Annotated in this window: 23 protein-coding genes; 13 read left to right on the forward strand and 10 right to left on the reverse strand. The window is 63.8% G+C overall.

Annotation, left to right across the window (positions count from 1 at the left end; genetic code table 11):
• Positions 1-129 precede the first annotated feature (129 nt).
• The gene (locus ACNUDN_RS22355; protein WP_419123930.1) at positions 130-2046 is read right to left on the reverse strand and encodes an SIR2 family protein; all 1917 of its coding nucleotides are present in this window, start codon (positions 2044-2046) and stop codon (positions 130-132) included.
• 121 nt (positions 2047-2167) lie between these two features.
• Here ACNUDN_RS22355 and ACNUDN_RS22360 point away from each other — a divergent pair, with 121 nt between their 5' ends.
• The 4 genes from ACNUDN_RS22360 (at position 2168) to ACNUDN_RS22375 (ending at position 6179) form a co-directional block, all read left to right on the forward strand.
• Positions 2168-2863, forward strand: a complete 696-nt coding sequence (locus ACNUDN_RS22360) for a hypothetical protein (RefSeq protein WP_419123931.1) — start codon at positions 2168-2170, stop codon at positions 2861-2863.
• The gene (locus ACNUDN_RS22365) at positions 2820-4082 is read left to right on the forward strand and encodes a hypothetical protein (protein ID WP_419123932.1); all 1263 of its coding nucleotides are present in this window, start codon (positions 2820-2822) and stop codon (positions 4080-4082) included. Before ACNUDN_RS22360 ends, ACNUDN_RS22365 begins: the two co-directional genes overlap by 44 nt.
• Before the next feature lie 63 nt (positions 4083-4145).
• Positions 4146-5374 (forward strand): IS3 family transposase gene (locus ACNUDN_RS22370; RefSeq protein ID WP_419120833.1). Its coding sequence is split into 2 segments (ribosomal slippage): positions 4146-4458 and positions 4458-5374, totalling 1230 coding nucleotides; the frame shifts between segments, so codons are not numbered across the junction.
• Positions 5375-5483: 109 nt separating this feature from the next.
• Positions 5484-6179: a hypothetical protein gene (locus ACNUDN_RS22375; protein ID WP_419123933.1), complete on the forward strand. Its 696-nt coding sequence runs from the start codon at positions 5484-5486 to the stop codon at positions 6177-6179.
• Positions 6180-6417: 238 nt separating this feature from the next.
• Here the strand turns inward: ACNUDN_RS22375 and ACNUDN_RS22380 are convergent, their stop codons facing one another.
• Positions 6418-7653, reverse strand: a complete 1236-nt coding sequence (locus ACNUDN_RS22380; RefSeq protein ID WP_419122949.1) for an IS256 family transposase — start codon at positions 7651-7653, stop codon at positions 6418-6420.
• A 190-nt stretch (positions 7654-7843) separates the two neighbouring features.
• Between ACNUDN_RS22380 and ACNUDN_RS22385 the strand changes: the two genes are divergently transcribed.
• Positions 7844-9601: a hypothetical protein gene (locus ACNUDN_RS22385; RefSeq protein ID WP_419123934.1), complete on the forward strand. Its 1758-nt coding sequence runs from the start codon at positions 7844-7846 to the stop codon at positions 9599-9601.
• A 243-nt stretch (positions 9602-9844) separates the two neighbouring features.
• Here ACNUDN_RS22385 and ACNUDN_RS22390 read toward each other — a convergent pair whose 3' ends face one another.
• The 4 genes from ACNUDN_RS22390 to ACNUDN_RS22405 all read right to left on the reverse strand — a co-directional run bounded on the left by ACNUDN_RS22390 (position 9845) and on the right by ACNUDN_RS22405 (position 14456).
• On the reverse strand, positions 9845-10627 hold the full coding sequence (locus ACNUDN_RS22390) for a hypothetical protein (protein ID WP_419123935.1): 783 nt from the start codon (positions 10625-10627) through the stop codon (positions 9845-9847).
• A gap of 105 nt (positions 10628-10732) precedes the next feature.
• Positions 10733-10996, reverse strand: a complete 264-nt coding sequence (locus tag ACNUDN_RS22395; RefSeq protein ID WP_419123936.1) for a Panacea domain-containing protein — start codon at positions 10994-10996, stop codon at positions 10733-10735.
• Positions 10997-11256: 260 nt separating this feature from the next.
• Entirely contained in the window at positions 11257-11853 is a 597-nt protein-coding gene (locus ACNUDN_RS22400; protein WP_419123937.1) for a hypothetical protein, read from the reverse strand.
• A 1367-nt stretch (positions 11854-13220) separates the two neighbouring features.
• On the reverse strand, positions 13221-14456 hold the full coding sequence (locus ACNUDN_RS22405; protein ID WP_419120839.1) for an IS256 family transposase: 1236 nt from the start codon (positions 14454-14456) through the stop codon (positions 13221-13223).
• Between the two features lie 1003 nt (positions 14457-15459).
• On the opposite strand from ACNUDN_RS22405, the gene ACNUDN_RS22410 reads away from it, so the two are divergent.
• The 3 genes from ACNUDN_RS22410 (at position 15460) to ACNUDN_RS22420 (ending at position 16687) form a co-directional block, all read left to right on the forward strand.
• Complete coding sequence (locus tag ACNUDN_RS22410; RefSeq protein ID WP_419123938.1) at positions 15460-15879, forward strand: YkvA family protein; 420 nt, start codon at positions 15460-15462, stop codon at positions 15877-15879.
• A 150-nt stretch (positions 15880-16029) separates the two neighbouring features.
• A complete protein-coding gene (locus tag ACNUDN_RS22415; protein WP_419123939.1) occupies positions 16030-16281 on the forward strand; it encodes a hypothetical protein in 252 nt (83 codons plus the stop codon).
• A gap of 49 nt (positions 16282-16330) precedes the next feature.
• The gene (locus ACNUDN_RS22420) at positions 16331-16687 is read left to right on the forward strand and encodes a heme-binding protein (RefSeq protein ID WP_419123940.1); all 357 of its coding nucleotides are present in this window, start codon (positions 16331-16333) and stop codon (positions 16685-16687) included.
• A 10-nt stretch (positions 16688-16697) separates the two neighbouring features.
• Here the strand turns inward: ACNUDN_RS22420 and ACNUDN_RS22425 are convergent, their stop codons facing one another.
• Positions 16698-17384: a GAF and ANTAR domain-containing protein gene (locus tag ACNUDN_RS22425; RefSeq protein ID WP_419123941.1), complete on the reverse strand. Its 687-nt coding sequence runs from the start codon at positions 17382-17384 to the stop codon at positions 16698-16700.
• Between the two features lie 197 nt (positions 17385-17581).
• Here ACNUDN_RS22425 and ACNUDN_RS22430 point away from each other — a divergent pair, with 197 nt between their 5' ends.
• The 4 genes from ACNUDN_RS22430 to ACNUDN_RS22445 all read left to right on the forward strand — a co-directional run bounded on the left by ACNUDN_RS22430 (position 17582) and on the right by ACNUDN_RS22445 (position 21865).
• Positions 17582-18799: an acetyl-CoA acetyltransferase gene (locus ACNUDN_RS22430; protein ID WP_419123942.1), complete on the forward strand. Its 1218-nt coding sequence runs from the start codon at positions 17582-17584 to the stop codon at positions 18797-18799.
• Positions 18796-20361, forward strand: coding sequence for a carotenoid oxygenase family protein (locus ACNUDN_RS22435; protein ID WP_419123943.1), 1566 nt, complete (start codon positions 18796-18798; stop codon positions 20359-20361). Before ACNUDN_RS22430 ends, ACNUDN_RS22435 begins: the two co-directional genes overlap by 4 nt.
• Before the next feature lie 30 nt (positions 20362-20391).
• The gene (locus ACNUDN_RS22440) at positions 20392-21249 is read left to right on the forward strand and encodes a winged helix-turn-helix transcriptional regulator (protein WP_419125269.1); all 858 of its coding nucleotides are present in this window, start codon (positions 20392-20394) and stop codon (positions 21247-21249) included.
• 166 nt (positions 21250-21415) lie between these two features.
• On the forward strand, positions 21416-21865 hold the full coding sequence (locus ACNUDN_RS22445; RefSeq protein WP_419123944.1) for an Hsp20/alpha crystallin family protein: 450 nt from the start codon (positions 21416-21418) through the stop codon (positions 21863-21865).
• A gap of 9 nt (positions 21866-21874) precedes the next feature.
• Here ACNUDN_RS22445 and ACNUDN_RS22450 read toward each other — a convergent pair whose 3' ends face one another.
• Both ACNUDN_RS22450 and ACNUDN_RS22455 read right to left on the reverse strand, forming a co-directional pair.
• Positions 21875-22471, reverse strand: a complete 597-nt coding sequence (locus tag ACNUDN_RS22450; RefSeq protein WP_419123945.1) for a GNAT family N-acetyltransferase — start codon at positions 22469-22471, stop codon at positions 21875-21877.
• On the reverse strand, positions 22471-22905 hold the full coding sequence (locus tag ACNUDN_RS22455) for a hypothetical protein (protein WP_419123946.1): 435 nt from the start codon (positions 22903-22905) through the stop codon (positions 22471-22473). The genes ACNUDN_RS22450 and ACNUDN_RS22455 overlap by 1 nt, the downstream gene beginning before the upstream one ends.
• A 25-nt stretch (positions 22906-22930) precedes the next feature.
• Here ACNUDN_RS22455 and ACNUDN_RS22460 point away from each other — a divergent pair, with 25 nt between their 5' ends.
• Complete coding sequence (locus ACNUDN_RS22460; protein ID WP_419123947.1) at positions 22931-23377, forward strand: cupin domain-containing protein; 447 nt, start codon at positions 22931-22933, stop codon at positions 23375-23377.
• Here ACNUDN_RS22460 and ACNUDN_RS22465 read toward each other — a convergent pair.
• The gene (locus ACNUDN_RS22465) at positions 23367-24095 is read right to left on the reverse strand and encodes a 3-keto-5-aminohexanoate cleavage protein (protein WP_419123948.1); all 729 of its coding nucleotides are present in this window, start codon (positions 24093-24095) and stop codon (positions 23367-23369) included. The two genes, ACNUDN_RS22460 and ACNUDN_RS22465, sit on opposite strands and share 11 nt — an antisense overlap.
• Between the last annotated feature and the right edge of the window lie 87 nt (positions 24096-24182).

Here is a 24182-nt window from a genome sequence, read left to right on the forward strand (position 1 = left end):
GCCGCCACCACGCGAGGCCCAACCAAGCTCGAAACATTAATAGCAAACCTCGACTCAGCATCTTTATCCGACCACCTCGCAGCCCTGAAAAGAAGCGCCGCCCCTACGACGGAGGATCGCAGTCTCGCGTCACTGATGGCGGTCGAGCCAGATCTCATTGGGAAGAACGCCGCCGACCCAGTTGGCCGGATGCTTGTCGGCTGCATGCCCTACGGCGCGGCTTACAGCGCGCAATGCGATTTCGATATTTACGGCGTCGGTGTCGAACGCATTCACCACCGGGTGTAGTCGCCCCTCGCGGATGATTTCGGCGGCGAGTCGTTCGGCAGCGGGAGATCCCCACCGCCGGCCAGTTCCCGCGGCGTAGGACTTATCAACGGCGAGTAAGTGGAGGCCAGCAGGATGGCATCGTTTCGCGAGGTTGTCGACAACTTCCCGCTTGTCCTTCGCGGCGGTGCCGTCCGCAGTAGGGTCGTGTGCCCGCGTCGCGTCGGCGCGCCGGTCTGCAGATACTACGGCCGCCGCAGCGGTCGCCACTTCACCTTCAGCCATTAGTTGTGTTGCCAGTCGCAAGATCTCAAACTGTTGCCACGCGTCGTCGATGACGTCGGTCCCGACTCCCAACGCTTCGATCAGTATCGCGGTCACCGTTGCATGGTGATGCTGTGTGCTCAAACCCGTCGCGCCGGGATCAGGAGCCAGCATTGTTCTTATGGGCGCAGGTCCACCCACGCTGCTGATGGGCTCGCCGTCGAGGCCAAACAACCTCGCAACGCGCGTATAGTCCTGCGCCGCGGTGCTGGCCACGCCAGCTGAGTAGAACAGTATCGACGCGGCGACGAGCGAAAGGTTGATCAGCCACAGACTCCCGCTCTGCGGGGCGGGGCGAGCTAGGCGTTGCAAGTCGGGCGTCCACCACCGATCGGTCTCCGCCTCGCCCCAATAGGCCAGCACCGCGATGGCCGCAGCCGATACTCGACTGGCCTCGACGACCTGACTGAGCAGTTGCGAAAAACGATCGCGGTCGCTGTCGTTGTAGTTGCTCAGCGCAAACGCCGGAAGCTCGCGGAGCCGCGTCAATTCGTCGGCCAACATGTCGTGCGCACTGATCGCGGGTCGGTGACCGCCGAGTTGACGTTTGATCCGGTTGGCGGCGACGTGGACGGTCAACGGATGTCGGGCCTGCCTTTCTCGGATTGCGATGATCTGATCGACGAGGTGCGCGAAGGCATCGTCTGCCGTGGTGTTGAGGACAATCGCCGAATGCATGTCAATGAGTTGGCCGGCGGCGCCCGTGATTTGTCCCGGCTCAATCCAGCCGAGACTGAAGCGTTTCGTGCAGTTGGCTGTGGCGGCCTCTCGCAGTGCCGTGTCGTGGGTGACTGACCAGCCTGCGACGAGCAGCCCGTAGTCCCTCAGAACGTGTGTGAGCAGCTGCCCCATATGTGTGGAGTAGCCCCCGAGCTCTGCCTCGGTATTGAGCATCGATGTCGCGTTCAGGTAGTCGCCATGCAGATGGATAACGCATGCCTTGATGAGCCGCAGAGGCCCGAGCCCTTCTGCGTCGGCTTCAGTGGCGACGATGGTTGGTTGGATGCCCCGCTCGGCGAGCGCCTGTTCGAAGAGCCGATCGAAGTTCATCGTCACGATTACGTTGATGATGCCCTGCTCGACGAGTTGGGCTATCGCGCGATGGGCTGCGGAGGGCGGGGGGATGGTCGCCCGAGTTTCTGGGTCGTCAGGTTCGAAGTAGCCTCGCAGCAGCGCCTGCCGTTCATGCGGCGTGCGGGCGAGCTCCTCAATGACACTGCTGTAGGTGAGCGCCTTGCCGTAGTTATCCGAGTACCACGCTTCGGCATTGCTGTTATTGATGAGGATCGGAAAATTGTCGCGTTGTGCGATCTGGCGGACTAGATCCACCTCAATATCCCAGGCAGAAGGCAGGCCTGCGCCCTTCGAGACGCCTGCTCCGGCCAGGACTGCGTACGCACCGGGACTAGACGCTAGCGAGAAAGCCAAAGGTAGGTAGGGGTCATCGGCCGTCATGGACAACGAGCGTACGACCGGCCACCGACGTCGACATTTCGTCGCCCCGATTCACTCGTACAACCGGCTCAGACCGACGAGTCTTCACCTCGTCGAGCTTGTTCGCCGATAGCCTCTGCCTATGACGTTCCTGGGTGGGGTCGGGGAAGGACGTACGACCAGCGTCTATCAAGACGCTATCCGGTTACTGCTGCTCATCGCCGAGGCAGCCGAGCCACTGCCGACTCCACTACCGGACACGGCTCCACCCGACGCTGTCGCTGTCCTTCGTTCGCAGGTTTTGCTCCAGAAACTGGATTTTTGGCTCCGCAACCCGGACTACCTGGCTGACGAGCTCATCTCGAGATACGAGGCCGAAGGCAACCAAGGGGACCTCGATCTTGCCCGTCAAATATTAGACAGTGACGAGCCAGAGGTTAGGACTTACCAGATGCTCCGCTACCTTTTCGGAGCCTATGAGCCCTTGGATGAGGCCCTGTCCGTGCTCCGGACGCCGGGCCTCGTAGTACGGCGCAAACAGGGCGGGCCTGGACACACCACCCAACACAATTACTACCTGACTGTAGCGGGACGCCTAGCGGTCCAAACAATCATCGAAACTGTTCCTGAACTGGGTTATTACGTCGATCGGGCAAGGCTCGTTACTGACCTAGCGGCCGGCCGCCGCGGTAGTGCCCTGCGAGATATCCAGTATCTGCAGCCTGAGTACGCAGGCGCGGAGATCGGTACGCGCATCTCTGGCATTGCAGACCGCGCACGTCAGCGTCTTAGAGATGCGCTTGCGAACCATCAAGAAATTGGGGGCCAGGATGGTTGATGACACGGGGCTGCTACAGCGTGTAGCCGAGACGGCTAACTGCACGGTCGAAGTAGTCGAGCAGACAATGAACGACTACGGGTTGAACCTTCTTGCCCCCGCGCGTCGACATCGAAGCCTCCGTTTGGACCGGCTGCGGGTGCGCGGCCATAAAGCAGGCAACATCGAACCGGGCGAGTTCGACGAGACCTTTGCATTCAAGACAGGGGTCACCGTTATCGCCGCGGACAACCTCAAGGGCAAGACTTCGATTCTGGAACTTGTCACGCTCGTTCTCAGAGGAGAACGCCGCGACCTCCAGGCGGACGTTCTGTCTTGGCTGACCAACGTCTCGCTTGACGTCCACATCAATGGTCAGCCGATCGGGTTCCGAATCTCGCTGCAACAATCCGAGATTACGCAAGGAAGGATTCTGGCTGGGTCGCTTGCAGATCTTGCGCTGAGCGACGACGCGCCGGCTGAGGGAACCGCAACGCTGCATCACGCGGAAAGCAGCGACGATTGGGCGGCGCAAGTTGGTGCGTACATGATGACCCAGCTCGGCCTAGACGAGATCCAGGTGTTCAACCGCAGCCGGTCCGACGAGGAAGCGGGAACAATCAAGTCGCACGGCTGGCCTGCGTACTACAGCGTGATCTATCCACCCGCAGCCGCTGATCGGGTCTTGCTCGGAAGCACGGCCGGCGACTTCCTTCCGGTCAGATTGATGCAGGTGTTTCTCGATATGCCAGACGCAACTCGGTCAATGCGAATCTCGGCGTTGACGAAGCGATTAGACAGCGAGTTCAAGGCTGAACTGCGGCGCCGCGGAGGAGCGACCAACGCCCCTCTAACAAAACAACTTGAAGCTGCCGAGGCGCGCAGACTGGCGGCGGAGGAGCACCTGAGCCACCTCGATCATGAGGCACCGGCGGAAAGCTTGCAGGAGCTTGCTCAGCTAGCTGCCACCGCGGGGACTCGATTAACCCGAGCACGACAAGCGGCGGAGGCTTCCGCAATGCTGCTGGCTGAAGCGCAAACCGCAAGAATCGCGGACGAGAGAGCACTCACCGCTCTGCGGGAATCCACAGTGGCAAGTGCGTTTTTCCACGGATTTGACCCTGGGTACTGCCCCCGGTGCGAAACGGCTATTGCAGCAGAACGCAAGCTCCATGAGAACGAAACGCATCACTGCGCGGTCTGCGATACGGCGGTGGCGTTGTCCGAAGATGGGCCCTGACCCCAGGTGTTGGACACGCTGAATCCCGCAAGATTGGCGGGGGAAGCGAGATGATCGACACCGATGGCAAGGAAAAATTATCCCGAAGAGTTCAAACGAGACGCGGTAGCGCTGTACCGGGATACCGAGGGCGCGACGGTCACCGAGATTGCCGCCGAGCTCGGTATCAGTGGGGTGACGTTATCGGCGTGGTGCAAAGCGGCCGGGGTGCCGATCCGGCACCGCAACCTGACTCCGGCAGGACAGCCGGCGCCGGGTGCGGAAACCCCTGATCAGGAGCTGGCCCGGCTCCGAGCCGAGGTGCAGCAGCTGCGTGCCACACAGACTCGGTTGTCGACCGAGCGTGACATTCTGCGGTCGGCGGCCAAATATTTCGCCGGGGAGACGAACTGGTGAGCCGCTTTCAGTTCGTCGCCGACCACCTCGACGCCTATCCGGTGAAGTGGCTGTGCGCGGTCGTCGAGGTCGCGCGTTCCTCGTTTTATGCCTGGTTGGCCGGCGCTGGCGGCCGTGCTGCGCGTCAGGCCGCGGACGAGGCACTCGAGGCGCGTATCCGCACTGTGCACGATGCGGATAGCACCTATGGTGCGCCGCGGATCACCGCTGAGCTCAACGACGGTGTCCCCGACCAGGAGCGGGTCAACCACAAGCGGGTGGCACGGGTGATGCGCACCGCCGGGATTGCCGGCTACCGCCGCCGACGACGGGTGAAGACCACGACGCCGGATCCGGCGAACCAGAAGGTTCCGGACCTGCTCGGCCGGGATTTCACCGCAGCGACACCGAATGAAAAGTATGTCGGAGACATCACCTACCTACCGTTGGCGACCGGGTCGAATCTGTATCTGGCGACGGTGATCGACTGCTTCTCCGGCCGAGTCGCCGGGTGGGCGATCGCTGAGCATATGCGCACCGAACTGGTCGAAGATGCACTCAAAGCCGCCGAGGCGCTGCGCGGCTCGCTGGCCGGTGCAGTGTTCCATTCCGATCACGGAAGTCAGTACACCTCAACCGATTTCGCCGAACTCTGCGCAGATCTGGGCGTCGTCCAGTCTATGGGCGGGGTGGGGTCAAGTGCCGACAACGCACTCGCTGAGTCGTTCAACGCCTCCCTCAAACGCGAGATCCTGCAGGACCGCAGCAACTGGCCCGACGCGCCCACCTGCCGCCGCGAAGTGTTCTGCTGGCTGGTCCGCTACAACCTGAAACGGAGGCACTCCCGCTGCGCCTATTCCAGCCCGGCCAGCTACGAAAACACCCACACATCCACTACGCTGCCACAAGCCGCGTAACCACAAATCCCGTGTCCACTACACGGGGGCAAGGCCCGATGACGACTACCAAGAGCGTGAGCAACAGGCGGTCGATGCGCTTGCGGCCAGCAAGGCGGCCGAGAAGTCTTTGGATGCCGCCTGGACCAGTGCGAAGGACGAACTGACGCAGGCACAATCGGAATTGGAAGACGTCGATTCGAGAATTGAGCAGGCACAGGCCGCCCGGCAGTTGGCCGACCGAGCTGATGCTGAGAGGGAATTTGCTGCAGCCATCGCCGTCGTGCAGGCGTTGGAGGCGATGGACCCCGGGGATCCGAATCCGCCGGCTGCATTTGAGGTCTTATCGGCCTTGGAGCAGATCTTGCGCGAGGAGATCGTGCAGGCCAGTCGCCAGATGTACCAAGATCTCAGCGAATCGGTTCGCGATTTGGCGGTCTCGTTCGGCATCGGCGAGTTGGAGGGCGTCAAGGTCAAGGCGAATGGTCACATGGACATCACCAAAGGTGGCGGCGCCAAGTCCGGTTTTGGTGATCAAAGTCCTGGGGAGCGGCTGCGGCTCCGTTATGCGCTGGTAGTTGCGCTTCTACGCACCGCCAGAGTCCGCGGCATAGCCGGTCATCCGGGACTCCTCCTTCTGGACAGTTTGAAAGCCGAAGAAGTCCAAGATGATCATGCAAAGACCCTCCTTGATGGCCTCGTAACCGCGGCAGTCGACGAACCCGGACTTCAGATCCTCGTCACGACAGCCGACCAGACATTGGCCGAAGTGTCCGGGGTGGCTGCAACAATCACCCCGAAGCCCGGGCGGAGCACACTCTTTTAGGCGGACACGCGTGCCTCACAGCAACGAAACATCGACTTCCGTAGCCGAACGGCTCGCTGCGACTATGGCGGCATCAGAGCCCGTGACTTTGGACCGTCTAGGGTCGCCAGTCGAGCTCAAAGACGAAGCAGTTGAACTTGCTTCCAGCCCGTACTCGCCCGCAGTGGCAGCCGCGTACTGCGGTCAAGTCCACGGACGTGGTGTACGACGTCGTCGTGTGATTCTTCGAGGTGATGGTTCAGGCGGTCAGTGCCGCCGGGTTGGCCTCCTGTTCTTTTGGGGTGTCGTTGACGGTACGTGATTTGCTGAGAACGTCGAGGCCGAGGTAGCGGCGGGATTCGGCCCATTCGTCGTGTTGTTCGGCCAGCACGGCCCCGACGAGGCGAATGAGGGCGTTGCGGTCGGGGAAGATGCCCACGACGTCGGTCCGGCGGCGGATTTCCCGATTGAGCCGTTCCTGGGGGTTGTTCGACCAGATTTGGCGCCAGATCTGCTTGGGGAACGCGGTGAACGCCAACAGATCTGGCCGCGCCTCCTCCAGGTGATCGGCGACCGTGGGTAGCTTATCGGAAAGTGCATCGACGATCCGATCATATTGCGCCGCAACTGATTCCGCATCGGGCTGGTCGAACACCGAGTGCAACAAGGTGCGGACCCACGGCCACGACGATTTCGGGGTGATCGCCATCAGGTTCGTCGTGTAGTGGGTGCGGCAGCGCTGCCAGGCTGCCCCGGGCAGCGTGGCGCCGATCGCGGCCACCAGCCCGGCATGAGCGTCGCTGGTGACCAGTTTGACCCCGGAGAGGCCTCGGGCGGTCAGCGACCGCCAGAACGTCAGCCAGCCGGCCCCGTCCTCGGCGGTGGTGACGTCGATGCCCAGGATCTCGCGGTGGCCCTCGGCGTTGACGCCGGTCGCGATCAGGGCGTGCACGTTGACCACTCGGCCGCCTTCTCGGACCTTGAGGACCAGCGCGTCAGCGGCGACGAACGTGTACGGGCCGGCATCGAGCGGGCGGGTCCGGAAGGCCTCGACGGCGGTGTCGAGTTCCTTGGCCATCACCGACACCTGCGACTTCGACAAGCTGGTGATGCCCAGGGTCTCCACCAGCTTGTCCATCCGCCGCGTCGAGACCCCGAGCAAGTAACACGTCGCCACCACCGTGGTCAGGGCCCGCTCGGCGCGTTTACGGCGTTCCAGCAGCCAATCCGGGAAGTACGAGCCCTGCCGAAGCTTGGGAATCGCCAGATCCAATGTGCCTGCACGGGTGTCGAACTCGCGGTGACGATACCCGTTGCGCGAGTTCGTCCGGTCGGAGCTGCGCTGGCCGTAGCCGGCACCGCACAGTGCGTCGGCTTCGGCACCCATCAGGGTGTGGATGAACGTGGCCAGCAGCTCACGCAGCACGTCGGGATGGGCGGTGGTGAGTCGTTCGGCCAGCACGGCAGGCAGGTCGATATTGTGGGCAGTGGTCATCGCGTTGATTCCTTTGCTCGAGTGACTTTGGACGGTCCCTCGAAGAATCACGCGATGACCCTCAATCATTCGGCTACGACACGCCGGTACCGCTGATCAGGTCCGACTCGTACACCACGCTGCTGGACGCAACCCGTACTGCGCCCAAATCAAGCAGGGCGCGTGGGACTCGGCATATCAATCAGCCCTCATGGCCTTTATCGAAGGCTTGGACCTCCAACGAAGCTACCTATCGTTAAGGGAGACGGTTGATCCCCTGCTGACCGATCAACAGGCCCTCGACCTTGTTGCGCCAGCGTTGCACGATGCGTTGCTCCCGCGACTTGATGTAATCGCTGAAGCCCCGTTGCTGGCTGGACTTCGATTGGACGTCGTTCTTGAAATTGTCGTCCGTACAACGGTTCCCCCATACAAGGTGCTCGACCTGCTTACTGGACCGATGGGCGATTTTCCCGAGGATTTCAACGACCCTCTCGCGCGAGCGATTGGAGTGGCAGCAGATTTATGGACGAACCCCGCGGAGCAACAACGGTTCGCTACGTCGCTTGACGTATTGACCGCCCGTGGATGCGAAGACGCAGGGTACGAGAGTGCAGTTCTCGATTTCCGCATCGCCCTTGCTTCCGGAGATAAGGATGAACTGGTCGCCCAAGTTCAAACTGCTCGCGACCGGTTTACCGCCCTGGCTCAGCAAACAGACGGTCGAGATGATGCTCAGGCTTTCGCACGCACGTGCGACGCCATCGTTGCATTTCATAGTGCCAACAAGGTGGCGCTGGCGACTGCGGCAACGGAAGCCCGCGACATCGCTAAGCAGAGGGCACTGCTGGTTCACGGTATGCATAGCCGAGAACGGGACACGGCTGGCGTTGTCGCTGAGCTCGCCTGGACCTCACTGGCGTGGCGGCTGGAAACCGCGTCGGTTGAGCTCGAACAGGACGCCTTTCTGGATACATGGGTAGCAGTCGATGCGATTATCGACGTGTACGAAGCTGACCGTCAGTTGGCGAACCTCGGCACGATCACTTCACTCATCCGACCGCGAATCGTGAATGAGATCGCTCAACGGGAAGCGATGGCGCACCAACTGGAACGCGCCGTCGAGATCGACCGAAGGCGAAGCAGTCCGGAGCTACCACATGGTGTCTACGCGCTGCTGGACCTGGTACACCGTGCACGGTCGGCAGGGCGTGAACGCACGTCCGACTCCCAGGAGCCTTCTCATGAAACCACCTACCTCGGCGCGCTCCTCGGCCCAGCGGTGTCCCTACTCGCGGATCTCTCGGGAGATGATCGAATCGCGCTCGAGGAATCTGCACGGCAAACTTTTATCGGCACTTTCGCGGGAGACCGGCCGACCAATGACCTTATATCCCGGCTAACGGCTCAATTAATCAGGGAACTTGGAGACAATGCCACTTTCACGGGAAATGCGAAATCCAACTTCTCATTACTGGTGTTGAACACGGTCCGCTTCTTGACTTTCGTCGGCGACACCAAGCAGACCTATACTGAACCGATCGCGCCGGGAGCCACCCCACCGCCAGAAGCTGATCTCCAGAAGCATTTCCACCAGTTCCTCAGCGCAAGTGAGCTGGCTGGTCGCGTAGGCATGGAACATTCCAGCATCGCGGGCGGAAGAGCTGACGTCATTACCACGTTTGACGGGGCGCAACGGTTCGTCACTGAGGTGAAGCGAGAACTATCCGACGCATCCAGATCGAACGTCGAGAATTCGTACCTTGCCCAAGCGCTTGAATATCAGTCCACCAATCAGCCCCTAGGGCAACTCCTCGTCCTTGACTTGACTGACCACACAGCGGGCACTCCGCACATCAATGAGTCGATTTGGGTTACGCATCGGCGCAACGCCGCGGGAACCATCACATCCAGCGCTGTTGTTGCCATCGTCCGGGGAAATCGACCGTCGCCAAGCGCAATGCGATAGATCACGGATCTTGTCCCACTCCGCTCCCAAATGACATCGGATTTGCAGCAGAGCGCCAGCCCGTCAGCCGCTGCAGTAGACCGCTTTCGTGTCACCGATGTCCTAAGCCGTCAGAGTCAGCTCAGACAGTAGCTCCACGAGCCGGGATGCACTGCCCCGACCGACCGCGACCAAGGCGACTACGGACCTAAAGCCCAACATGCAGGCCAATGCCAGTGCTCATCGTGCTCCCAACTACAGTGTTCATCGGCTCACGGCGGGAACGAATGCAATGGCTTTCGGCTTATCCGTCCACAGTTTGGCGAAGTCATGAGGGAGCGGCTGTCTTCCCCATGTGTATCTCCAGATAGGTGGATCTGCAGACCGAACCGCGTCGCCGAGGTCATCCATCATCGCCAGTAATCGGTTGTGACTGAGCGGAACGTCACCGTAGACCGAAGCCTCTCCCACGTGCCAATCATCGGCATCCCCCTCGTGTGAGTACCGGTCACGCAACTCACGGCTGCGCAGTTCGCCTCGCTGATGCGACAGGAAATGTCGCAATTCGCGCACGTACTCGACGGGGGCCGGATCAACCGTACTGCCAAAGGCTTCGTGAATCCGCTTCAAGGTGGTCCACGATGGCGATAAGTGGTTACGAGACACTTTCGCCACCGGCCTAAGCGTTTCACCGCCTTTGGCCTCATAGCGCTTACCCTTCAACACCTCCTCCGCCGCTTTCTCCAGGTAGACCTCGTAGGCCGTAACCGCATCACGCAGCACGCCCGACCGGAGCATCCAGAAGAACTCACTCGGCCAAAGCCCGCCCGCTTTCCCGAGGTATAACCCGACAGGGCCCCAGCCAGGATCGTCTACATCGGGATCGAAGGACGCCGAGAACTCTTCGTCGGCGTCCTTCTCCGCCGCCGCGTACGCAGACTCCACCCACACGCGTGAGGTCTCCAGATAAGCCCTGATTTCTGCGTCCGTCTGTTTCCAGTCATCGAAGGCATGGCTCACCACACCGGCCGCTTCATTCCAGCTCACCCGTACGAATGTAGAGCTACACGCAACCCATTTGTAGGAGTGCCGGGTTTGAATGCTGTTGCCCGGCGTAGCGAACCTGCCACGTTGCAGGGAATCCGTGGCACCTCAGAGAGGCCGCGGCTTGAAGTAGGACAGCAGCGCCTCCTCAGAGATCCGGATTTGGGACGCGTCGCCGCCGAACGCGTCCCTCCACGGAGCCTCACGATGAGTGCGCTCACGCAGCGCCCACGCCGCCAACGACCCATAGCGGTCCCACACATCCACGACAAAATCCGAAACCTCAGCGAAGTCATCCCAATCGAAATCTTCACCCAGCGCCACGTCGGGGTCGATCGGATTCTTCCCGAAGTCCTTATACGAGCGGTACACCTCAGCGACCACCGGGCCCTGAGCCCAAGCCTGATCGCGTCGCCAAATAGCGGATGCTCTTTCTCACCGAGCCGATGGCCCTGGGCGTAGTAGAGCAGCTGTTGCAACTTCAGGTTCGACACCTCGGCATCGACGTTCTCCGCCCACGCAATGAACCACCGCGCGATGTCACTTGCACGAAACGTGGCCATGACCAATCGCCTCCTTTCATACGCCGTCGAACCCTGCCCCATGGGACACGGCAACAGAGCACCTCAGGCCTAGGGAAGACAAAGACGTTGCCGCAAAGCGGTTTTCGGGGGCGGCGGTCGATTCAATGTCGCTCCTACAGCTTCTAGAGCTTCTGCCAGTTCAGATACGTCCCCCCGCTCCGCCATCTGCAGCAGATCTGCCATCAACTCCGGCCGCCAGACGACCACCTTGTACCAATCCGCTCGGCTAATCTCCCCTACCGTTTCCCCGCCCGCGTCAGTGGCCGCCACTGCTTCGTCCGATTGCTCGGCGGTGCAGCCACGCGCCGACAGCAATGTGTTCCAAAGCACCTCTCGCTTCGACGAAGGCTCCTTCCGCTTCCGAGACCAGAGCAATTGTCGACGTCCCTTCGAAGCCTGCTCCCACTCGTGCCACACGGCCCACTCGCCTGGCGGTGTCACCGAAACCACTTCTCCCGAGTCCGAGTCGATCACCGCCCAGTCGCCCTGACCCGCCTCCACGACCGACCAGTGGCGTGGTGTGCGGACACCGAAACCTCTTGCGTCTACAGAAGACGCCAGATCGGCGAGAATCTCGAAGGGTGTGCGATTTCGCTCTGTCCGAGCAGACTTTTCCATTTGTCCGCCTACGATCTCGAATCCCATCTTGGTCGCAGCATCGTATGTTGCCTTGGACAAGTAACGGCCAACGTAGTCAGCCCCGTCCGACGCAACATCGCGTACGTCGACTGCAACTGAGCCAGGGGACCGAAACCCAGCCTTGTTCAGACCATTCGACCATCGTTCGTGAATTCTTGCAGCAAACGCGTTGCGCGCAAACCACTCTCGGTCGAGACCATTGAACCATCTTGGCAGCTCAGACCGAAGCGCAGACTCCATCCCTGACGCAGTGAACACGAGCGCATGGATGTGGAGATGCCACCCGTTGCCTCCGCGAGTCGGAGCGCCGTACGTCGCTTCGACGACTCTAGTCATGCCTGCGACATCAAAGAGCTCTGCATCGCCGACATGCGCCCTAACATAGGTCGTCTTGCCCGCTCGCTCCACGGTCCGAGCACGCTGCCCAGTCCACTTGCGTGTACCGAACGCTGATCTCCAGCCCGCGCTCAGTCCATCCCACAGCTGGGCGAGGCGATCTTTCGAAGTGTGACGCATCGTGAGCGTCAACAAGTACACGCTTCCTCCTTGCCGGTGGCATTCGCGAACCGCCGCAGCAATTTCCGAAGCTCTGGTATGTGCGATCACTGCCGAACACCGGGGACATGACCACACCGAGCCGCACGTCATCAGACCTTGATAACTCGCAATCGACTGTCCGTTCACTTCTCGCCTCTTGATGGCCACCGCCTGACCATCATCGGGGTCGCCAACCGCATCGTTGTGCAACATCCGGCCGCAGCAGCGAACAGCTTTCAGCGACGACGCCTGCCACAGCATCGCTCTCGCGCTCCATCGGTCTCGGCGCTTCTCTGCAGACGCGACGACACCAGCGTCCAGACCGGTTGTGAAGCAGTAATTCTGAGTACTACCAAGAGCGCTCGCTCCGCTCGCGCCGTCGACGCTCTGGCCCTCCGCGCAAGCGCTCCGGGCCGCCGCGCCGCCCTCCTCGTCCGGGACTCTGCCGATCATCGTTCTCTACCCGAGTCACCAGAAACCAGCTGAGCCAGACGCGCCAGAACACGTGAGGTCTCGTTGAGAACCCGAACAAGCGCCGCATCACGACGCGCCTGTGACAGGTGAATTGGGCCTTCATTCAGCACTCTGTCCGATAGTCCACCGGCGGCCCCAACAGCTTCGCACCATTCATCGCCATCTAACTCCGTGGCGAGCTCATAGTTTCCCCGCACAAACGCCTGCAGCAGCGATCTCCGGCCCTCCGCAAGACCAGCAAGGAACGCCGCCGACCGCAACTTGTTGGCCAGGGCGTCAGCCTCATCGGCACTCAGCGCGTAACGGGTCAAGTCCAGGGACGTGGTGTACGACGTCGTCGTGTGATTCTTCGTCGTGATGGTTCAGGCGGTTAGTGCCGCGGGGGTGTCCTCCTGTTCGGTTGGGGTGCCGTTGACGGTGCGTGATTTGCTCAGGACGTCAAGTCCCAGGTAGCGCCGCGACTCGGCCCATTCGTCGTGTTGTTCGGCCAGGACGGCGCCCACGAGGCGGATCAGCGCGTCGCGGTCGGGGAAGATCCCGACGACGTCGGTGCGCCGGCGGATCTCCTTGTTGAGACGCTCCTGGGGATTGTTGGACCAGATTTGGCGCCAGATCTGTTTGGGGAACGCGGTGAAGGCCAGCAGGTCCGGCCGCGCCGCTTCGAGGTGTTCAGTGGTCTTGGGCAGTTTGTCGGCGAGGGCGTCGATGATCCGGTCATATTGGGCTGCAACGGATTCAGAGTCAGGTTGGTCGAACACCGAGTGCAGTAGCGTCTTGACCCACGGCCAGGACGCCTTCGGGGTGACGGCCATCAAGTTGGTCGTGTAGTGGGTTCGGCAGCGCTGCCAGGCCGCGCCAGGCAGAGTGGCGCCGATCGCGGCGACCAGCCCGGCGTGCGCGTCGCTGGTGACCAGCTTGACCCCGGACAGCCCACGCGCGGTCAGCGACCGCATAAACGTCAACCAGCCGGCCCCGTCTTCGGCGGTACTGACCTCGACGCCCAGGATCTCCCGATACCCGTCGGCGTTGACCCCGACCGCGATCAGGGCGTGCACGTTGACCACGCGGCCACCTTCACGGGCCTTGAGGACCAGGGCGTCAGCGGCCATGAATGTGTATGGGCCGGCGTCCAGCGGCCGGGTGCGAAACGCCTCGACCGCGGCGTCGAGTTCTTTGGCCATCACGCTGACCTGCGACTTCGACAGGCTGGTGATGCCGAGGGTCTCGACGAGTTTGTCCATCCGCCGCGTGGACACCCCGAGCAGATAGCACGTCGCGACCACCGTGGTCAGCGCCCGCTCGGCGCGTTTACGGCGTTCCAGCAGCCAGTCCGGGAAGTACGAGCCGTGGCGCAGCTTGGGGATCGCCAGATCCAACGAACCGGCGCGGGTGTCGAACTGGCGATGCCGATACCCGTTGCGCGAGTTGGTGCGCTCAGACGTTCGTTCGCCGTACCCGGCGCCGCACAGGGCATCGGCCTCGGCGCCCATCAGGGTGTGGATGAACGTGGCCAGCAGCTCGCGCAGCACGTCGGGATGGGCGGTGGTGAGTCGTTCGGCCAGCACGGCGGGCAGGTCGATATTGTGGGCGGTGGTCATCGCGTCGATTCCTTTGCTCGAGTGACTTTGGTCGGTCTCTCGAAGAATCACGCGATGACCTTCAATCATTCGGCTACGACACGCCGGTAACCCTGATCAGGCCCGACTCGTACACCACTCTGCTGGACGCAACCGCGTAACGACCGATTGACGAGAACCTCGGCGTTATGAAGGTGACTTGAGTTCTTCGCACGCTGACCGAAAAGCCCGGAACTGTTCTCCTACTCATCCCTCACCGCCGAGCGATTGAGAACCGTTCCTCCGCGAAGATAGGCGCGCATCAGTGAACGCGACTGCTGCGTGCTGGAACCACTCACGCGTGCTTCGACAGCCGTTCTCGACGTCAGCCGGCCCACGCCGCAAGCCCCAGAGGTCAAACGCCCACCGCTCCAACGCTGACTGTTCTGACTCGCCGAGCGTGGCGAGTTCGGCGTGATCAGACAGGACCACCGCCACACCGATCACTCCCCCGGTCGACCAGACCCCGCGATACAACTCCCAGCCGTTCGCGCGGACCAGTGCGGCCTGAGCCAGCAAGTCGGCGCGAAGATGTGTGCGATCCCCATCCGAAGGCCCTGCAAGTAGATGGCTCAGCGGATCTTCTCCCGCCACCTCCCCCGGGTCTCCGGGGAACTGACCCGCGGGCGTCATTTCGCGCCGCCGAGGGCCGAAAGACCGATGACGTAGTACAGCGCCCGCGGTACGATTCGACTGCGCGCGCAAACGGTGGTTTCCATGGTTGCCTCCGTGGAGCCCCTTGGTTGCAGCCGAGGGGCTTCGCTCGTTTCTGAGCCCGGAAGTCAACGCTGATCTGTGGTCGGTGCCTGGTCGGTTAATCTGCGACACGCCATGGTTTCGGGTGGTACCGAATGGCGTCATATCGCCAGTTCAGAACCGCTTTCGAGACGATGACTAGGTGAGCTTGCAGGCTCTCCTAAAGCCGGTGTCGCAGGTTCGAATCCTGCCGGGGGCACTCGTGTGATGTATCGCTTCGGGTGAATTGATGTCGTCTGAATGGTGGTGGTCGATCCCGCTCGGCGGGGTCGCAGGTCTCGCGCTGTTGTGGGCGGCGCTCGTGGCCGTGCTTTGGGCGACGAAGCCGGACGACATCGGTCTGCGCGACGCGGCCCGTCTGCTTCCCGACCTGATCCGGCTGCTGAAGCGATTGGCAGCCGATCCGACATTGCCGCGGGGTGTGCGCATACGTCTGGTGCTGTTGCTGGGCTATCTCGCGCTGCCGTTCGACCTGATCCCGGATTTCATACCGGTCCTGGGCTACGCCGATGACGCCATCGTGGTTGCCCTCGCATTGCGGTCGGTGACGCGCCGGGCCGGCCCGGCGGCGCTGTCCGATCACTGGCCGGGGACTGCCGAGGGTCTCGCGGCGGTCCGCCGCCTCTGCAGACTCCCCGTGGGTGCGTAGTCGCGCACGCCGCGGCGCGGCGCGGCATCCGCGACAGATTCATTTCCCCCGTTCTGGGGGATGCCCAGGCGGTGACGCGACGGCACATTGGGCATCAGCGCAGCCGGTCACCGGCCCGCGAAACGTCCGTGATCGGGTCGGGAGGTAGTGATGCGCAAGTCGTACTACGCAATTCCGTTTCTGGCGGCCGGAGCCGTGGCCACCGCGGTGACGTCCGCGGCGGTCGCCGGCGCCGCACCAGTTCTGTCCGGGCCGCTGCCGGCCCAGTATCCGTGGTGCGAATTCGACATGTTCTGCTACGACGACGACATCGACATCGCCCTCAACCCGTACCGGGAACGCCGCGATGTGGAGTACGGCGGCGGCTCGGCGTTTGGCAGCGAAGACGACGATGTCAATTGACCGCCACACAGTCCCTGACATGTTGACTCGACCACGTAGAGGAGTGGGTATGTCTGTTCTCGTCCGATCCGCAGGTGCAGTGGTTATTGCCGGGGCAGCGTTGCTCGGCTCCAGCGCGGTCGCCGCGTCCCAGCCGCCGCCGGCGGCCAACTGCTCGATCGCCGACCAAGCCGGCATTCTTTCCGGTGTCTCGGCTTCGCTGTCGGCCTACATGTTCACCCACCCCGACGTGAACTGGTTCTTCACCAGCCTGCGGGGCATGCCGCCGGAGGAGCGCCGCGCCAAAGTCGACGACTACCTGCAGACGAGCCCCCGCACCGCCGCGGAGTTGCAGGGTATCCGGCAGCCGTTGACGGATTTCCGCGCCCGCTGCGGCCTACCGCCGGCGAACATGGCCGACGCCTGACCTGCCACGGTCAGGTCCCGCGCGTCTCGATGACCCTGTCGGCGACCGCGACCAACTTGGTGTTGGTGTCTTGGGACAGGCGGCGCAACATCTCGAATGCCGCGATGTCGTCGACGTTGTAGCGCTCCATGATGATGCCTTTAGCCTGACCGATTCGGTCCCGCGTCGACAGCGCGGATTCGAGTTGCTCGCTCTCCCGGCTCGCCATGATCGCGGCCGCCGCGTGGGCCGCCAGTATCGCGCCGACCGTCTCGGCCTCCGCGTCGAAGGCGTCCGGCATCAGTGCGAACAAATTCAGCGCCCCGGCCGTCTGCGCACTCGTATACAGCTTGAACGACAGGCCGCTGAGCACCCCGATCTCGGCGGCGGCGGCCGAGTACTGCGGCCAGCGCCGTTCGGTCCGGAAGTTGTCGGTCCGCACGATCAGCTCGTCCAATGCCGCGTCCAGGCACGGCCCTTCGCGGTAGTGCATCTGAAGTTCGTCCAGGTGATGCGGGAGATCGGAGGTACCCGCCACCGACTCGAAGTTGCCTCCCTTGCCAACCAGCAGGATCCCCGCGGCGTCTACACCGGGAATCAGCTGCAGGGCTTCTCTCGTGACATCGGAGAGCACATCCTCGACACGGCGAGGCGACGCCACCGAGCGGGCCAGCTCGGCCATCCGCTGGGCCAACGCGTGGCTAGACGATTCGGGCATGGGTACACAATTCCCCATCCGGCTCATGTCGTACACGCGGATGGGGGGTTTGCGTCGTACGGCGCCGGGCAATGCAGCCCGAAGGCACCGGCGACGGTAAGACGTCACCGCTGTCGAGGTTCCGTCGGTTCAGCCTGAGAGCCGGCGGGACCGCCCGCCCCTTTCTGTCACTCTGTTAGTTGTAGTACGGTGCCTACGTGCACTCCACCGGCGTGTGGGTTCTAGGCGGCTATCAGAGCGACTTCGCGCGCAACTACGACCGCGAGGGTCTGGACTTCTCGAACCTCACCGCCGAGATCGTCGAGTCCACGCTCGAGGTGGCGCGCGTCGACGCCGTCGATGTCGGTGTCGTCCATATGGCCAACGCTTTCGGCGAGTTGTTCGCCCGCCAGGGCCACCTCGGGGCGATGCCCGCCACGGTGGTCGAAGGGTTGTGGGGTACACCGGCGACACGTCATGAAGCCGCCTGCGCGTCGGGCAGCGTCGCGACCCTGGCGGCGGTCGCCGACCTGCGCTCAGGGGCGTACTCGACCGCACTGGTAGTGGGCGTCGAGTTGGAAAAGACAGTCCCCGGGGATACGTCGACGTCGATCCTGGGCGCCGCGGCGTGGACCGGTCACGAAGGCCTGGACGCGAAGTACCTGTGGCCGCACATGTTTGAGACCGTGGCCACAGAATATGACCGCCGGTACGGGCTCGACGAGACTCACCTCAGGGCCATCGCCGCGCTCAATTACCGCAACGCCACAAGCAATCCGCGGGCACAGACCAGGACCTGGACCATCCCCGACCCGATCAGGCCCGACGACATCGACAACCCGACCGTGGCGGGCAGACTGCGCCGCCTGGACTGCAGCCAACTCACCGACGGCGGCGCGGCGCTGGTCCTCGTCAGCGACGACTGGCTGCGCGACCACCCGACGGCCCGACCCCTGGCCCGTATCGAGGGCTGGGGCCACCGCACCGTCGGCCTGGGCCTGCAACAGAAGCTGGTCCGCTCCGCCTCAGATCCCTACGTGCTTCCCCACGTCCGCGCTGCTGTCCTCGACGCATTCCGCCGCGCCGAGGTCACACTCGGCGACGTCGCGGGCTTCGAGGTACACGACTGCTTCACCCCCAGCGAATACCTGGCGATCGACCACATCGGTCTGACTGCGCCCGGCGACTGCTGGAAGGCGATCGAGCACGGTGAGATCGAAATCGGTGGCAGGTTGCCGATCAACCCCAGCGGCGGCCTGATCGGCGGTGGCCACCCGGTCGGCGCCACCGGGGTCCGGATGCTGCTCGACGCGGCCCGACAGGTCAGCGGCACCGCCGGCGACTACCAGGTCGAGGGCGCAAAGACGTTCGCCACCTTGAACTTCGGCGGCAGCACCGCCACCACTGTCAGCTTCGTCGTCGGGAGTCCACCATGACAATCCACACCCACCCCGAGATCGTCGGCAAGTTCCTCTCGACGCTGCCCGAGGATGACGATCACCCGTACCGCACCGGCGCCTGGCGCCCGCAGACCACCGAATGGGACGACGACGATCTGCGCGTGGTCGAGGGCGAGATCCCCGGCGACCTCGACGGCGTGTACCTGCGCAACACCGAGAATCCGCTGCATCCCGCGCTCAAGTACTACCACCCCTTCGACGGTGACGGCATGCTGCACATCGTCGGCTTCCGCGATGGAAAAGCGTTCTACCGCAACAGGTTCGTCCGCACCGACGCGCTCGCGCAAGAGTGCGAGGCCGGCGGACCGTTGTGGCCGGGCATCGCCGAACCGATCGAACTGGCCCGCCGTGACCACGGGTGGGGTGCGCGCACCCTGATGAAGGACGCGTCGTCCACCGACGTCGTCGTGCACCGCGGAGTAGCACTGACCAGCCACTATCAGTGCGGTGACCTGTACCGCATCGATCCCTGCACGGGTACCGACCTCGGCAAGGAGAACTGGCGCGGCACCTTTCCGTCCGATTGGGGGGTCTCGGCGCACCCGAAGGTCGACGACCGCACCGGTGAGCTGCTGTTCTTCTCCTACAGCAAGCAGGCGCCGTATCTGCGCTACGGCGTGGTCGGCGCGACCGGCGAGGTGGTGCACCGTGCCGATGTCCCACTACCCGGTCCGCGGCTGCCACACGACATGGCATTCACCGAGAACTACGTGATACTCAACGATTTTCCGCTGTTCTGGGACGCCGGACTGCTGGAGCACAACATCCATCTGCCGCGGTTCCACCCTCACCTGCCGTCCCGGTTCGCCGTTCTGCCCCGCCGCGGTGACACATCCCAGATCAGGTGGTTCGAGACCGACCCCACCTACGTCCTGCACTTCCCGAACGCCTACGAGGACGGCGACGAGATCGTCCTCGACGGGTTCTTCCAGGGTGACCCCGAGCCCACCGATGGCGTCGACAACGGCATGAGCGCCAAGTGGCGGCAGATCTTCCGCAGCCTCTCGCTCGACGGAATGCAGACCCGGTTACACCGCTGGCGGTTCAACCTCGTCACCGGCCAGGCCCGCGAGGAGCAACTGTCGGACAGCTTCACCGAATTCGGCATGATCAACCCCGGATACGCCGGACGCCCGCACCGCTACACCTACGCCGCCACCGGCAAGCCGGGCTGGTTTCTGTTCGACGGGCTGGTTCGCCACGACCTGCACACCGGGACCGAACAGCGCTACGGGTTCGCCGACGGCGTCTACGGCAGCGAGACCGCAATGGCACCCAGGTTGCAGGCCGCCGGGCCGGCGTCGGGTCGCGCTGCCCCCGCCGAAGACGACGGCTACCTGATCACCCTGACCACCGACATGACCGCCGACGCATCGTACTGCCTGGTGTTCGACGCCGCCCGTGTCGAAGACGGTCCGCTGTGCAAACTCCTTCTGCCCGAACGGATCTCCAGCGGCACCCACTCAACCTGGGCACCTGGTGCCGAGCTGCCGCGGTGGCGCGACGCCGACACGGCGGCCGGTGCGATCGGCCTCTAGTTGACCGGCGCGCCCAATGCCGTCGCCCGGATGCTCGGCCTGCTCGGCGACGAGTGGACGCTGCTCATCGTGCAGCGCGCGCTGTTGGGGGCTCGACGCTACGGAGATTTCGCCGCCGCGCTGCCGGTGTCCGACGCCGTACTGTCGGCCAGGCTGCGCTCGCTGAGCACCGATGACTTGTTGGCCCGTCGGCAGTACCGGGACAATCCCCCGCGCTCGGAGTATCTGCTGACGGCAAAGGGCCGGGCGCTGTGGCCGATGCTGACATCGATCTGGGAATGGGAACGGCACTGGGTACCCGACCGCGACGAACCGCTGCCGCGGATGCACCACACCAGTTGCGGCAGACCGTTCCGGCCGGTGGTGACGTGCGCGGCGTGCGATCGCCCGGCGACCGGTAAAGACGTTGCTGCGCAATGGGGTCCGAGTGGCTCGTGGGAGCGCTCCATCCCGTCGGGGACCAATCGCCGACGGTCGAGCGGTCGCCGCTCCGGTGCCGCGCTGCTGTTTCCGCAGACCATGAGCGTCATCGGCGACCGGTGGGCCTTCGCGCTGATGGTCGCCGCATTCGTCGGGGTCGGCCGCTTCACCGACTTCCAGACGCAGCTCGGCGCGCCGCCGGCCACCATCGCAGGCCGGTTGTCGGTGTTCACCGAGGAGGGAATCCTCGGACAGCGCGGCGGCCGCTACGAGCTCACGGACAAGGGGCTGGCCTTTTTCCCGGTGCTGGTGTGCGCGCTGGCCTGGGCGCAGCGGTGGTTCCCGTCGCCCGAGGGACCCGCCGTGCTGGTGACCCACGCCGCCTGCGACCGACCGTTCACCCCGGTCCTGGTGTGCGATCAGTGTGGAGACCGCCTCAGCGCAGTGCAGGTACTTCCGGTTTCCTGAGGACACCGGCAGGGTCAGGCCGGCCACACGACACCGCCGGTGGCCAGAAAATCTGGCCCGAATGAGACTGGCACTCCCCCTCCTCGAGTGCTAATCTCGCAGGTGCACAGTGATTTGGCTGCCCGCCGGGGTGGCGGGCTCTGAGTGACATAGGAGGTGGATTACTGTGCTCCGCTTTGATCCGTTCAGCGACATTGACGCGTTGACCCGAGGGCTGTTGACCAGCCAGACCGGATCGAACCGCGCTCCGCGATTCATGCCGATGGATCTCTGCAAGATCGACGACCACTACGTCCTGACCGCGGACCTGCCCGGCGTGGATCCCGGATCGGTCGATGTGAACGTCGACAACGGCACGCTCACGATCTCGGCGCACCGCACCGCCAGATCCGAGGAGTCCGCGCAGTGGCTGGCCAACGAACGCTTCTTCGGCAGCTACCGCAGGCAGCTCTCGCTCGGCGACGGCATCGACACCGCGGCGATTTCGGCCACCTATGAGAACGGCGTGCTGACGGTGACGATCCCGGTCGCCGAGAAGGCCAAACCCCGCAAGATCGACGTCAGTCACACCGGAAACCAGAAATCCATCCAAACCACCACGGTCGAGGCCGGGTAACCCGACGCGTCAGCCGTTGCGGTCCAACCTGAATCGCAGGTTGGACCGCACGGCGGGCCACTCGACGTCGAGGATGGAGTAGATCACGGTGTCGCGGCGGGAGCCGTCAGACAGCAGTTGGTGACTGCGCAGGATGCCGTCGAGTTTGGCACCGAGACGTTCTATCGCCGCACGGCTTTCGGTGTTGAAGAAATGCGTGCGGAACTCGACCGCGACACAACCCAGATCGTCGAACGCGTGCCTCAGCATCAACAGCTTGGTCTCGCTGTTGACGCCGGTGCGCCGCGCCGAGTCGATGTACCAGGTGTTGCCGATTTCCAGCCGCCGGTTCGCACCGTCGACGTTGAGGTAGCTCGAAGACCCGATCAGCGCTCCGTCGCGGCCACGCACGACGAAGGTCAGCCCGGTGTCCGGCCGCTGCAGCGACAACCGCGTCGCGACCCAGTCCTCGGCAGCTGCGGGCTTCGGCGCGGCGGTGAACCACAGCCGCCCCAACTCACCGTCGGCGGCGGCTGCCTCGATCTCTGGAACATGTTGGCGCCCCAGCGGTTCCAACGTCACCCAGCGGTCACCGGTCAGCGTCACCGGCTCGACGAGTCCGGTCATCACAGCAGGTCCGGCTCAGGGGATCGCCACGTCGACAGCATCGCCCAGACAGACAGCAGCGCCGCCATCAGCGCCAGGGCTCCGCCCGTGTAGAGGCCATAGGCTGCCGACACCGGCGGGTAGACGTAGAGCCGGTAGAACCACACCGCCAGCACCACCAGCACAACCGAAATCGCCAGGGCCGCCGTCGAAGCCAGACGCCCGGAGATACCGCGTGCTGCCATCGCGCCCGCGATGACCAACGTCGACGCCAACAACACCACCAGCTGCCCCACCCCGAAGGCTGGAGGAGGCACCGGCATCACACCGGCGACCCCACCGATCGCGTTGGCCCGGCCCCGACCCTCGGCCGATGTCAGCCAGGGAAACCAGGCGCTGACCGCGACCAGAAGCGCGCACAGCGCGACCAGCCACCCCGGAAGCGCGCGAGCCATGCGCGAAGCCTACTAGGGTGAGCCGATGAGCGATCTCCCCGAATGGGCGCGTCGTCTTGACTTCGCACCGCATCCCGAGGGTGGCTGGTTCACCGAGACGTGGCGCAGCGATCTGACCATCCCGCAGTCCGCCCTCCCACCGGACTACAACGGATGCCGCAATGCGGGTACCGCGATCCTCTTCCTGCTGATGCCCGATCAGCAGTCCGCCTGGCACACGGTTCGCAGCGCCGAACTGTGGCTCTACCACTCCGGTGGGCCGTTGCTGCTCGAGGTCGGTAAAAGCCAGGAGTCGGCCGCCACACATCTGCTCGGTGCCGATTTCAGCGCCGGCGAGCATCCCCAGATCGTGGTGCCGCCGGGGCACTGGCAACGCGCCCGTCCCCGCGACGATCGCCCCTGCCTGGTGAGCTGCATCGTGGTACCCGGGTTCGATTTCGCCGATTTCGCCCTCGGCGCGTCTACCGACTGAGCAGCTCCACTGCGGCCGAGACCAGAGCCGCGTTGCCGTCGGCGATCGAGCCGTCCGGCATCCGCAGGGTGTCCTCCAGCCCGATACGGGTCTGCACACCGCGGACGCCCGCGTGTCTCAATAGCGGCCAACAACTTTCGTCGAGCCCGTGCAGCAGCACCGGAGCCGGAGAGCCGGCAGCGGCAACGAGGTCCAGGATCTCGTCGGCCTCAGCCTCATCGCCGTCGGCGCCGAGTTCGACCATCACCCGCAGGCAATGCGGCGCGATATCCGACGCGGCCCAGGACCGCGCGGCGTCGGTGTGGAAGATGCCGACTTCGACCCCCAGTCCACGGCTCAGCAGGAGCCTCCCCAGCTCCGGCGAACCGGGTTCATGCCAGTTCAGCGACGCGAAGTCCGGCAGCACGTTCCAGCTCTCGACAGCATTCAGGCGTTGCTCGGCATCGGGCAGCGCCCAGAAACCCGTCGTCACGCCGAGGGGCAGCCCCGGTAGAGCGCGCCGCACCGCGGCGACCGCGGCGTCGACTTCCCCGGCACGTAACGAGTCCGTGCCATCGGTGTTTTTGGGATGGAGGTGTACCGCCCGAGCCCCCGCGCGATGCGCGGCCGCCGCCTCGGCTGCGAGTTGCTCGGGAGTGACCGGCAGGTTCGGATGCTGGTCAGGAGTACGGGCGCCGTTGATGCACGCCTTGACATAGATTTCGGGGCTGCGCGACATGTCCACCATCTTGGCGGCGGTGGGCGTGGGGCGCTCGGCACCCCACAGCGACCGCGTACATTCAGACGCGGACCGTTTCACGTTTCC

The organism is Mycobacterium sp. smrl_JER01, from assembly GCF_048513595.2.
GTDB lineage: Bacteria > Actinomycetota > Actinomycetes > Mycobacteriales > Mycobacteriaceae > Mycobacterium.

Coding starts and splice junctions, on each gene's coding strand:
- ACNUDN_RS22450 (WP_419123945.1), bottom strand. CDS start 22,471: ATGACCGGACTCGTCGAGCCGGTGACGCTGACCGGTGACCGCTGGGTG.
- ACNUDN_RS22460 (WP_419123947.1), top strand. CDS start 22,931: ATGAGCGATCTCCCCGAATGGGCGCGTCGTCTTGACTTCGCACCGCAT.
- ACNUDN_RS22455 (WP_419123946.1), bottom strand. CDS start 22,905: ATGGCTCGCGCGCTTCCGGGGTGGCTGGTCGCGCTGTGCGCGCTTCTG.
- ACNUDN_RS22420 (WP_419123940.1), top strand. CDS start 16,331: ATGTCTGTTCTCGTCCGATCCGCAGGTGCAGTGGTTATTGCCGGGGCA.
- ACNUDN_RS22440 (WP_419125269.1), top strand. CDS start 20,392: ATGCTCGGCCTGCTCGGCGACGAGTGGACGCTGCTCATCGTGCAGCGC.
- ACNUDN_RS22400 (WP_419123937.1), bottom strand. CDS start 11,853: ATGGGATTCGAGATCGTAGGCGGACAAATGGAAAAGTCTGCTCGGACA.
- ACNUDN_RS22360 (WP_419123931.1), top strand. CDS start 2,168: ATGACGTTCCTGGGTGGGGTCGGGGAAGGACGTACGACCAGCGTCTAT.
- ACNUDN_RS22435 (WP_419123943.1), top strand. CDS start 18,796: ATGACAATCCACACCCACCCCGAGATCGTCGGCAAGTTCCTCTCGACG.
- ACNUDN_RS22410 (WP_419123938.1), top strand. CDS start 15,460: ATGTCGTCTGAATGGTGGTGGTCGATCCCGCTCGGCGGGGTCGCAGGT.
- ACNUDN_RS22465 (WP_419123948.1), bottom strand. CDS start 24,095: ATGTCGCGCAGCCCCGAAATCTATGTCAAGGCGTGCATCAACGGCGCC.
- ACNUDN_RS22355 (WP_419123930.1), bottom strand. CDS start 2,046: ATGACGGCCGATGACCCCTACCTACCTTTGGCTTTCTCGCTAGCGTCT.
- ACNUDN_RS22425 (WP_419123941.1), bottom strand. CDS start 17,384: ATGCCCGAATCGTCTAGCCACGCGTTGGCCCAGCGGATGGCCGAGCTG.
- ACNUDN_RS22405 (WP_419120839.1), bottom strand. CDS start 14,456: ATGACCACCGCCCACAATATCGACCTGCCCGCCGTGCTGGCCGAACGA.
- ACNUDN_RS22365 (WP_419123932.1), top strand. CDS start 2,820: ATGCGCTTGCGAACCATCAAGAAATTGGGGGCCAGGATGGTTGATGAC.
- ACNUDN_RS22415 (WP_419123939.1), top strand. CDS start 16,030: ATGCGCAAGTCGTACTACGCAATTCCGTTTCTGGCGGCCGGAGCCGTG.
- ACNUDN_RS22385 (WP_419123934.1), top strand. CDS start 7,844: ATGGCCTTTATCGAAGGCTTGGACCTCCAACGAAGCTACCTATCGTTA.
- ACNUDN_RS22380 (WP_419122949.1), bottom strand. CDS start 7,653: ATGACCACTGCCCACAATATCGACCTGCCTGCCGTGCTGGCCGAACGA.